We start from the raw sequence: 10472 nt of genomic DNA, 5'->3' as shown, positions 1-10472 counted from the left end.
ACTATTTCTTTAAACTTCTTACCTTGAAATTAAAATAAGCCCCTGCTATATATATCAAAAGCAAGATAAACGGAATGGTAATATAGTAAGGAAGAAACGGATTTACATTGATATTCATCATCTTAGTGGCAAGATAAATTACTTTATCCTGTTCAATCATTTGAACATCAACAGCATTTAGCTGTTTCATTAAGCCTTCTTTTGCAGTCAGCACGTCCGCTAACTCGGGGTAAGCATTCATTGTTATATCATTAACGCTGTTTGCACTGCCCAAACGCTGAAACAAACCGTTAATATGTTCAATAGATTTTGCGATTTCTTCCCGTTTTGCAATCGTATTTCTTTTCTCTATTTCTTTACGTTTGTTAAAATATTCATCAGAATTTAATTCTTCCATGATTTTATTTACCGTCATTTCGGTATCCCCCAATCCATCGGTATAAACCGTAAGGATATGGTATTTGTAGTTCTTGGAAGCCAGCTTACTTTTAGAATATTTTTCAAGGTCAATGGCACGTTCACTCAATGTTTTAAAAGCTTCAAAATGAAGAGGATCTGTCAAAATATAGTTATAAACATCATATACCGGCTCAATTTTTATTTTATAGACCTCATTTCCTGCATTGGAAGCAATTAAGTCTTTATTGAGTTTTAAACGGTCATAATCTTCAACTTTTTGATACAGATAATCAACACTGCTAAAATTGGGAACAACCAACAGCTCGTGACGCAACCTGCCTGCCTTGGTGGAATCAATATAAAACCCAAGTCCTGCCCCAACAATAATTAAAGCCAAAACCACATACCATCTCCTTCTTAAAAACCGTAACAACCGGTACGCATTAAAAATGAAATTGTCATAGAAACTGCTCATTCTGTTTGATAAATGTTTTAAATCAACTTCCTGTTCATCGGAAGATGTATTATGGGGGTATTCCTGATTCATATATTAAATATTTGTTCCAATATTTTTATGGTTATTAAATACGTTGGTTTTACGCCTGTTGTTCCCAATCCGCCCGATGCTAAGGTACTTCCTGTTTCTAAGGGGTTATCTGATGCGTAATAAGCATACCTGACTTTTACGTTTGGGTTGATGCTTTTTCTGATTTTTGATGCCGATTGTATGGCTTTTTGATAATGAGCACCTTCCATTTCCAATCCAATGACACGCCAGGTTGAATCGTGAAAAAATTTCAACAGATCTTTGTTCTGTAATGATGTTCCTAAAACGGTAATCATTGTTCCACCATAAACCGGTATATCATATCCCTGAAATTGCTCAATCGTCAATTCGTTTTCAAAAGGATAATTATCTCCCGTTCCTTCATTGATATGTGCTGTTGGGATCATAATATCGCCTTTTCTGCCTACTAAAATCCCGGCTTTTCCCATTACCGAAACCGATTCCACATTTAAATGTACATCTTTATGAAAAGGTTTCAACAATTCGTCTATGGTTTCATAAGCCTGTTCGCCAAAAGCGTAATCCATTACAACAATCACCGGTTTTTCAGCATCTTTTTCCGGCAAAACATAGTTGTTAAATGCTGTATTCTCAAATTTAATTTTGGCGGTGTCAAAAATTTGAACGTCTATATTTGTGCCCGATGTATCGGGTAAAAAAAGCATACCTTCGTTTGTGGCGCGTTCAGCAATCAAAGCACGCAAATTACTGTTTTCGGTTTTGCTTAACTCTTCAAAAATCTCTGTTCCTTTTTTGTTTTTTAATTTTTGCTTTAATACATTTTCGGCAAAAATCGAATTCATTACACTGTGCATATTTGCACTAATGATGTGCAACGGGCGGTTCAATAACTGCAAACGCTGTAATTCGGTTTTTATTTTGTTTGCCCAGATTTCGCCGTAAATGTGATGCCCCAAGCGTTCACGCAAAATCGGACTAAAAGTAATGGTTCTTTTGTTGTTTTCCAAAACTTCTTCTAATGCAATTTTTCCCAACCAATACACAACACTTAAAAAGCGATCCGGATTCTCTTCTGTAGCAAATGTATCATAAATAGAATCAATTTCAGCAAAAGTTCTGCCCAGAATAATTGATGTATGAGAAATGGCAATTTCACGCTCGGTTAATGTCAATGATTCCGGTTTTAAAACGGCTTCCTGTAATTTCAGCCAATCGCGCGACAAATTATCATCGTCGTCAATCAATATACGGTCTTTTATTTTGTGCGATTCGATAAACATAAAGGTCAAATGCGTTAAAACATCATATATGTCTGATCGTCCACGGGTAATTTCAATGTTCATCTGCTCGTCATCAATCCGGTAACAATTCCGGCGACGCTTTGGCGGAACAATAGGTTCAAAGTGCGATTGTGAATAGCCTTCGTCTGAAGTAAGATTAATGTACCGGCATTCTTCAATACCAATGGGCAAACGCTCAATGACATAAAGTAATCCGTTAAGTTCTACTTTTTCATCGGCAACAGAACCGTATATTTCCGGGCGTAATTGCAGCAATGCTTCACGCAGCGTTTCACCCGAAACACCCATGGGCTTGTAAAAGCCACGGTTAAACAAATGACGCATGGTTATGTACATTCGCTCAACGGCAGCCGATGATTCTTGTGCACGTGTTCTTGTTATGTATTTTATTTCTGTCATTTTCACTTACTTAACTTAATCATTACCACAATAGACACATAGTTATACTTTTAAAAGCTTTATTTCTATGTTACTATGTTGTAAATTATAATTTGATTGAATTAATTCATCCCTATTTTATTAAAACTCTTGAGTATATTCCACAAATTCCATTTTTTTATACGTTTTTATTTTGCCATTTTTTAATTTAATTTTTAAGATCTCTTTATTTAAAAAAATTATCTTCCCTTCAAAATAATAATTTATAATACTATCATTCTTTATTTCATAAAGACCTTCGGCATTTGATTCAAATCGTCTAAAAACACTATCTTTTTCTAAAATGATATAATATGCATATTTATTGTTATTGAATTTATATCCATAGTAATGTCCAACCTCAGAAAAATCATCAACTACCCAAAACTCATCTTTATTTGTTAAAATGTTATTTCTTAAATCATTATTTTGATTACAACTAAAAAAATTAATAAAATGGAAATTCTAAAAACGTGTTTTATTTTCATATTTTTAAATATACACTTGATTTGAAATTACTTTTACAATATTCATTACAAATCATATTCTAATTTGATAAAATCAATCCAATGGCGGGATCAACAATTTCTCTGGGTGCGTTGGGATTTCTTGGTTGAAACTGATCGTTTGGAAACCATTCTCCGTACATATATCTGAACGATGATGTTTTTTCTACCTTATTGTTCATCACATCGGGCTGATAACGGTAATCTTCAAAGAGATTTTCATTTTTCACAAAATTTGCCGGTCTAAATTGATTGTTTTCGGTCATTAGCCATTCAACTGCTACAAAAATTCCGTCTTTGGGCAATTTTACGTTATGTTGCAAAACCCTGATTACATTTTTTTTATTGCCTCTTTTTACATGTTCTATGATTGGTTCTACCAGCAAATCATCACTGGGACAACCATATTCATTCATTCGCATCAGCCTTATTTTTATTGTGGCATCGGCAACGGCGCTTTTGGTATAAACAATTACCCGATCTACATATTGCACCTCTTTAATTTCATCGGTATTCGCAAAAAAGCGACCATACATATAAGGCACATTTCCCGGTTGAAAATACATGTTTTCGTAATGAGCATCGCCTATGGTATGTTGCAAAAACTTTTCGGGCAGAACCACTAACTCCGGTTGTGGAATTTCATACGCTTCCAGAACGATATTTTCTGTTTTTTCTGCCACTTCCTTTAAAATTTTGTATCCCGAAGCGTTAAAAACCAAGGTATCTTTTGCTAAAGCCGTTTGAATACAAAACATACCCAACGAATCGGTAGTGGCACCATCGCTTCCGTCTTGTACCCAAATGTTTGTTAACCGAATGGGGTTGTTTTCCTGGTTTACTACTTTTCCGCTGATTTGTGCCGAAACGCTAACACTTGTCAATAGTAAAAAAAAGAGTAAGTTTTTCATAATCATAGCAGTTTGTTTTTCATTTTAAACGTTCATAGTGCAGCATTTTTTATGTTTTTATTTTAAGTTCTGATGAATGAAATCGGCAATTTTTCGGTCGTTAGCCAAACGCGGCAATTTGTTTTGTCCGCCTAATTTTCCTTGCGATTTCATGTATTCGTTAAAACCACCTGTCGGAACTTTGGTAATTACTAAAGTACGTAAAACCGAACCAACAATCAAATCGTCGTAATAAACATTTTGTTTTCTTAACGCGTTGTCAATTTTTAAAGCAAAAGTATCCATGTCTGTTGGTTCTTTTTCAAATTCAATCAACCATTCGTGATAGGGCAACTCATCATTTGGGCTGATTTGCGGAGCAACGGTAAATTCTGTTACCATGGCATCGGTTTCGCTTAATGCCTGTTGCATTGCCTGTTCTACTTCTTTACCAATAACGTGTTCGCCAAAAGCCGAAATATAATGCTTAATACGCCCCGTAACCATAATTCTATAAGGTTTTAATGAGGTAAACATCACAGTATCGCCAATGTTATATGCCCACAAACCGGCATTCGTACTAATAATCAATACATAATTAACGTTTAATGCCACCTCGCCTATTGTGTAACGTTTGGGATTTTCGGTATAAAACTCATCGGCTTTAATAAATTCATAGAAAATTCCGGCGTTTAAAAGCAGCAGCATTCCCTTTTCTTTTTGAGAATCCTGGTAAGCAAAAAAACCTTCAGAAGCAGGATATAGCTCAATACTATCAACTTTTCGACCGATTAATTGTTCAAATTTTTTACGATAAGGCTCATAATTCACTCCGCCATAAATAAACAGATTGAAGTTTTTAAACAAGTTACCCACGCTTTGCCCCGATACTTGAATGAGTTTTTCAAAATACATCTGAACCCACGATGGGATACCGGAAATAACCGTCATGTTTTCATTTTTGGTTTCCTGAACAATCGCATTTACTTTGGTTTCCCAGTCATCTATACAATTGGTTTCCCAATCTGGCAACCGGTTTTTTTGTAAATATTTGGGAACATAATGCGCGGCGATACCTGATAAACGTCCGGTTTTGATACCGTTTTTTTCATCCATTTCCGGACTTCCCTGTAAGAAAATCATCTTTCCATTAACAAAATCAGCATTGCCCGTTTCCTGAATGTAAAAAAGAATGGCATTTCGTGCTCCTTCTACGTGATACGGCATTGATTCTTTGGTGATGGGAATGTATTTTGCACCCGAAGTTGTACCCGAAGTTTTGGCAAAATACAACGGTTTGCCTTTCCACAAAATATCCTTTTCGCCGGCAACCACCCGATCTACATAAATTTTTAATCTTTCATAATCACGAACGGGTACGTATTTTACAAAATCGGCATGTGATTTTATAGCTGTAAATAAATGGTCTTTACCAAATTGGGTAAGTTTTGCCTGCTGTATTAAAGAATGAAATAAATTTTGCTGGGTTTCAACAGGTTTAATCATCCATTTTTGTTGCTGCATGACAACAATATTGGCAAAAATTTTTGCAAAAAAAGATTTTACAGACATACGTTGGTTTTTATTACAAAAATCGGACATCTGAATTTAAAAAAAAATTTAACTACACAAAACTTTAATCATTTTAATATTAACAGCTTCTATTGTTAAAAATAACAAAATAAAAAAATAAGTTAGGCGTAAAATGTTATATCTTTGCTGATTATAAATTTGTTTCTAATTAAAAAAATATAAAACAATGGGTAAGTTAGGTGCAACCGAAATAATTTTAATTGTAGCTGTGATACTTTTATTATTTGGAGGAAAAAAAATACCGGAATTAATGAAAGGATTAGGTTCTGGAATTAAAGAATTTAAAGATGCTTCTAAAGACAATAGCGGAGCAACTTCAAATCCTAATAAAAACAACACGGATTCTAAAACGGAATAACTGAAAGATGCCAATGGCATCTTTTTTTATGGCATACCGCCATTTGAATAGGTATAAAAAAATACCCGCTCGAATAAATCGAGCGGGCATCCCTTATAAAACATAATAAAAACACTACTTTCTTTTACTTATAATTGCTTAAAAAGCAATTTCTTTCTCATAACAATTTTTTTTGAACAATTTTTTTGTTTATAAGGTTATTTCCTTTTTCATATAAAATATAACAAATTAAATACCATAAAATTAATTACTGCGAAAAAAATTGATAATATATATTAAACAATTGATTATCAATATATTTATTGTCAGAAACAAAATTAACAAAACGAAATAAAACCACCAAATAAAATGTGAAAAAATACCCGACATGTGTATTATTTCCTCTTTCAAACTGTGTATTAAGGTCAATTTATTATAAAATCATCGATAATTGTAAACGTTTTTTTGCTAAATCAACTTCTAAAACTTTCACTTCTACGTGCTGATGCAGTTTTACCACTTCGTTCACATCTGATACAAAGCCTTCTTTTAGTTGTGAAATGTGAACCAAACCGCTTTCTTTAATACCAATATCTACAAAACAACCAAAATTGGTAATGTTGTTGACAATTCCGTTGTAAACCCTCCCAATTTCTACATCGTTAATTGTTTTTAAAGAAGAATCAAACTCTAAAACTTTAGCATTTCTTCGGGGATCCAATCCCGGTTTTTCCAGTTCTTTTAACACATCAGTAATATAATGCTTACCAAATGTCTCAGAAATATAGTTCAATGGATCAATTTTATCAATCAAGGTTTTGTTACCAATTAAAACTTCAGTGGTTATTTTTAAATCTTTTGCCATTTTTTCTACTAACGAATAGGCTTCAGGATGTACTGCCGAATTATCCAAAATTAAATCTCCGTTAACAATCCGCACGAAAGCTACTGCTTGCTGATACGCCCGCTCGCCTAACCGAGGTACTTTTTTTAATTCTCTACGATTAGTAAAAGCTCCGTTTTCTGCTCGATAATTAACAATATTTTCTGCTAATTTTTCTCCGATCCCCGATACGTAACTCAACAGCGACTTACTTGCCGTGTTCAGATTAATTCCCACTTTATTCACAGAACGTATCACCACGTTGTCTAATTCCTGTTTTAACAGACCTTGATCCACATCGTGTTGATATTGCCCGACCCCAATAGATTTCGGATCAATTTTAACCAGTTCCGCCAACGGATCCTGCAACCTGCGTCCAATGGAAACAGATCCACGAACGGTTACATCGTAATTAGGGAATTCGTCACGGGCAATTTTTGAAGCGGAATAAACCGATGCACCAGCTTCGTTCACGATAAAAACCTGAACTGGCTTGTCAAAAGCAACTTTTTTAATAAAAAATTCTGTCTCGCGAGAAGCCGTTCCGTTCCCTATAGCAATGGCATCAATTTTATAGGAATTAACCATAGAACGTACTTTTTTGGTCGCCATTCCGATTTCTTTTTGTGGAGCGTGCGGAAAAATGGTTTCGTTGTATAGTAAATTTCCGTTTTCGTCGATGCAAACTACTTTACAGCCTGTTTTATAGCCCGGATCTATTGCCAAAACACGTTTTTCGCCCAACGGAGCCGCCAATAATAATTGCGACAAATTTTCAGAAAAAACACCAATCGACTGTACATCGGCTTTGAGTTTGTATTCCTGTAAAACTTCGTTTGAAAGTGTTGGCTCTAACAATCGTTTGTAACCATCGGCAATTGCCTGTTTAATTTGATGAGTTGTTTCTTCGTGTTGCGGATTTTTAATGATGGTTTCCTCAATAAAATTCAAGGCGGTTTCTTTGTCAATAGCAATAGTCAACCGCACAAAACCTTCGTTTGCAGCACGCAACATTGCCAATAACCGGTGCGAGGCGGCTTTAAAAAGCGGTTCGTTCCAATCGAAATATTGTTCGAATTTCTGTGCAGCTTCCTCGTCTTTTTTGGTTTTGATGACTTTCGTAGAAATTTCAGCTTCCCGTTGGAATTTTCTTCGGAGTGTTTTACGAACAAAAACATTTTCATTTACCCACTCAGCAATAATATCCCGTGCACCTTGCAAAGCTTCTTCTGAAGAATCAATCTTACTGTTTAAAAACTTTTCGGCTGCAAATTCTAAATCATCTGTTTTTTGAGCCATAATGATTTTTGCCAAAGGTTCCAAGCCAGCGTCACGTGCAGTATCTGCTTTGGTTTTTCGTTTCTTTTTATACGGCAGATACAAATCTTCGATCTCTGTTAAATCAAACAATTGTGAAATTTTATCCTTTAAAAAATCGGTCAGTTGCCCTTGCTCTTCAATCGAAATTAAGATTGCTTCTTTCCGTTTTATAATGGTATCATACTGAACAGCCGCTTTTTGGATATTTTCGATTTGTACTTCGTCTAAGTTTCCGGTAACATCTTTGCGGTAGCGGGCTATAAACGGAATGGTGCAATCTTGAGCTAATAATTGCAATGTGTTTTCGATAGACCGTTCAGAAACAGCTACCTGTTTTTTTATGTATTGAATTTGGTTCATTGTAATTGAATTGAATCGCTAAAATACTACCTTTACAGCAATTATTGTGATATGAAATTTGTATTCCTTTATTTAGTCATCGTGAATTACATTGCTTTTAGCTTGTTTCATTTGGATAAAGAACGGGCAATTAAAGGTAAACGACGTATTTCTGAGAAAAATCTGCTTTCGGTAGTTGCTTTCGGCGGAACTCTGGGTGCATGGATTGGCATGAACAAATACCGGCACAAAACAAAAAAAATGTCTTTTAAATTATGGTTTTACGGTATTTTAATTGTACAGTTATTGTTCTTCTTTGCTTTTTATAAACGAAAGTTTTTTATTTGATAAACCGAATAACCGTTGGATAAAAATTCTTTATTGTTCCTTTAGAAATACGGATTGCATTAATGATCGGAAAAAAGAAATTGATCATTCCTAAAACCAAGACAATAATTAAGGCTTCTTCTAAGCCAATTGTTCCTTTGCTATGAATAATTTTACTTAAAGCTCCAAAAGATATTATAATAAAAGTAACTACGGAATATAAAATCTGAAAATTAAGAATATTTTTTCCTTGTTCGTTTACGTGTTCAATTCTGTTTTTGTTTGAAAGCCAAAGAATCAGTGGTAAAATGATATTGCCCATTGGCAAAACATAACCCAACATAACCGATAAATGCAGCCAAATTAAAAACGTATGATCTTCTGTTTTTTCAAAATTTACAATTTCATCGGGAGTTACGCCCAACGCATCACAAATTAGTTTTAAAGTAGCACCGCGCGGTGTGGTTTCATTATTTTCAATTCGTTGAATGGTGCGGACATTTACTTTTGCCAATTCTGCTAATTGCTCTTGAGAAAAAGCTTTTTGTTTTCTTAATTGTGTAATTTTTGTTCCTATTGTTTCCATATAAATTTACTATTAGATTTTTATGCTACAAAACTACTTTTGAAGGCATAAAAATCTTACGGCAACCCTATGACATTTTCCCGACATTTGTGTCAGAAAGCGTAATATCAGGGAGTTTTAGATGTTTTTTCAATAACGAAGTCTTTCCATTTTTGTTTCACATCGTCAGAAAGAGAAAAATAAAAAGTACGGTCAGCTGTCTTAATTTTCAGGAAAAATCCATCATTAAATACATAAGCAACTTCATTCCCTTTTTTTCTTTTTCCCCATCCACCAAATTTGGTAAGAAAATCTGTTGCTTCAATATCTAATTCCAGAATATCATCAAATGGTATGAATACTTCCGTTTTTTGAAAGGGTTTTAATTGGTAGGAAATTCCTAAATCAGATGTTTTCAATAAAAGTTTTGTAGAAAACATATACCAGGCTGCCCAAATCAATACAAGTAGTATTATTATCCCAAAATAGAAAAAAGTTGACCCCCAATTACCAACAAGTATTACGAGAAAAATCCCGATTGGTATAAAAATACTCCATCGGGCAATAGCATTGTATTGCGTACTGTCAATAACAGAATTCATAGCATTTTCGTTATCTACACGCAATTTTATTCACTCGGTTAGCATGTCTTCCTCCTTCAAATTCTGTAGAAAGAAAAACATCAACCATTTCTAAAACTTGTGGAATAGCCGTAAAACGTGCCGGGATAGAGATTACATTGGCATCGTTATGTTGGCGTGCCAAAACAGCAATTTCTTTTGTCCAGCATAATGCACAACGCACACCTTGATATTTGTTTGCACTCATGGCAATTCCGTTGCCTGAACCACAAATAACGATTCCAAAATCAACTTTTTTATCCTCTACATCTTGTGCTACTTTGTGACCAAAATCAGGGTAATCTACAGAATCAAACGTGTCCGTTCCGTAATTTACTACTTCAAATCCTTTGTTCTGCAGCATTTCTACTATTGCTTTTTTGTATTCCGGACCTGCGTGGTCGTTTCCTATCGCTATCTTCATATCTTGTGAGTGTTGTTTGTGC

General features: G+C 34.5%; 10 protein-coding genes. 2 read left to right on the top strand and 8 right to left on the bottom strand.

Translation table 11 applies throughout. The features are described 5' to 3' along the window. Position 1: 1 nt before the first annotated feature. The 4 genes from BLW20_RS01930 to BLW20_RS01915 all read right to left on the bottom strand — a co-directional run bounded on the left by BLW20_RS01930 (position 2) and on the right by BLW20_RS01915 (position 5614). Positions 2–946 (bottom strand): hypothetical protein, encoded by a 945-nt coding sequence (locus tag BLW20_RS01930; RefSeq protein ID WP_091095757.1) that lies wholly within the window; start codon positions 944–946, stop codon positions 2–4. Continuing rightward, positions 943–2628 (bottom strand): DUF6909 family protein, encoded by a 1686-nt coding sequence (locus BLW20_RS01925; protein WP_091095755.1) that lies wholly within the window; start codon positions 2626–2628, stop codon positions 943–945. Before BLW20_RS01925 ends, BLW20_RS01930 begins: the two co-directional genes overlap by 4 nt. A 565-nt stretch (positions 2629–3193) precedes the next feature. Then, positions 3194–4063 (bottom strand): carboxypeptidase-like regulatory domain-containing protein, encoded by an 870-nt coding sequence (locus BLW20_RS01920; protein ID WP_177165009.1) that lies wholly within the window; start codon positions 4061–4063, stop codon positions 3194–3196. A 57-nt stretch (positions 4064–4120) separates the two neighbouring features. Next, the gene (locus BLW20_RS01915; protein ID WP_091095853.1) at positions 4121–5614 is read right to left on the bottom strand and encodes a GH3 family acyl-acid amido synthetase; all 1494 of its coding nucleotides are present in this window, start codon (positions 5612–5614) and stop codon (positions 4121–4123) included. A 187-nt stretch (positions 5615–5801) separates the two neighbouring features. On the opposite strand from BLW20_RS01915, the gene BLW20_RS01910 reads away from it, so the two are divergent. Further along, on the top strand, positions 5802–5993 hold the full coding sequence (locus tag BLW20_RS01910) for a Sec-independent protein translocase subunit TatA/TatB (protein ID WP_091095751.1): 192 nt from the start codon (positions 5802–5804) through the stop codon (positions 5991–5993). 412 nt (positions 5994–6405) lie between these two features. Here BLW20_RS01910 and BLW20_RS01905 read toward each other — a convergent pair whose 3' ends face one another. Next, positions 6406–8535, bottom strand: a complete 2130-nt coding sequence (locus BLW20_RS01905) for a Tex family protein (protein WP_091095750.1) — start codon at positions 8533–8535, stop codon at positions 6406–6408. A gap of 51 nt (positions 8536–8586) precedes the next feature. On the opposite strand from BLW20_RS01905, the gene BLW20_RS01900 reads away from it, so the two are divergent. After that, positions 8587–8862: a DUF1294 domain-containing protein gene (locus BLW20_RS01900; RefSeq protein ID WP_091095748.1), complete on the top strand. Its 276-nt coding sequence runs from the start codon at positions 8587–8589 to the stop codon at positions 8860–8862. Here BLW20_RS01900 and BLW20_RS01895 read toward each other — a convergent pair. The 3 genes from BLW20_RS01895 to rpiB all read right to left on the bottom strand — a co-directional run bounded on the left by BLW20_RS01895 (position 8855) and on the right by rpiB (position 10450). Then, positions 8855–9427, bottom strand: coding sequence for a helix-turn-helix domain-containing protein (locus tag BLW20_RS01895; RefSeq protein ID WP_091095746.1), 573 nt, complete (start codon positions 9425–9427; stop codon positions 8855–8857). The genes BLW20_RS01900 and BLW20_RS01895 overlap by 8 nt on opposite strands. A 107-nt stretch (positions 9428–9534) precedes the next feature. Then, positions 9535–10008, bottom strand: coding sequence for a hypothetical protein (locus tag BLW20_RS01890; protein WP_143037716.1), 474 nt, complete (start codon positions 10006–10008; stop codon positions 9535–9537). A 10-nt stretch (positions 10009–10018) separates the two neighbouring features. Then, complete coding sequence (gene rpiB / locus BLW20_RS01885; RefSeq protein ID WP_091095742.1) at positions 10019–10450, bottom strand: ribose 5-phosphate isomerase B; 432 nt, start codon at positions 10448–10450, stop codon at positions 10019–10021. Positions 10451–10472 lie beyond the last annotated feature (22 nt).

Source organism: Paenimyroides marinum, assembly GCF_900108395.1.
GTDB classification, from domain to species: Bacteria; Bacteroidota; Bacteroidia; order Flavobacteriales; family Flavobacteriaceae; genus Flavobacterium; species Flavobacterium marinum.
This window is presented reverse-complemented; position numbering and strand designations above follow the sequence as displayed.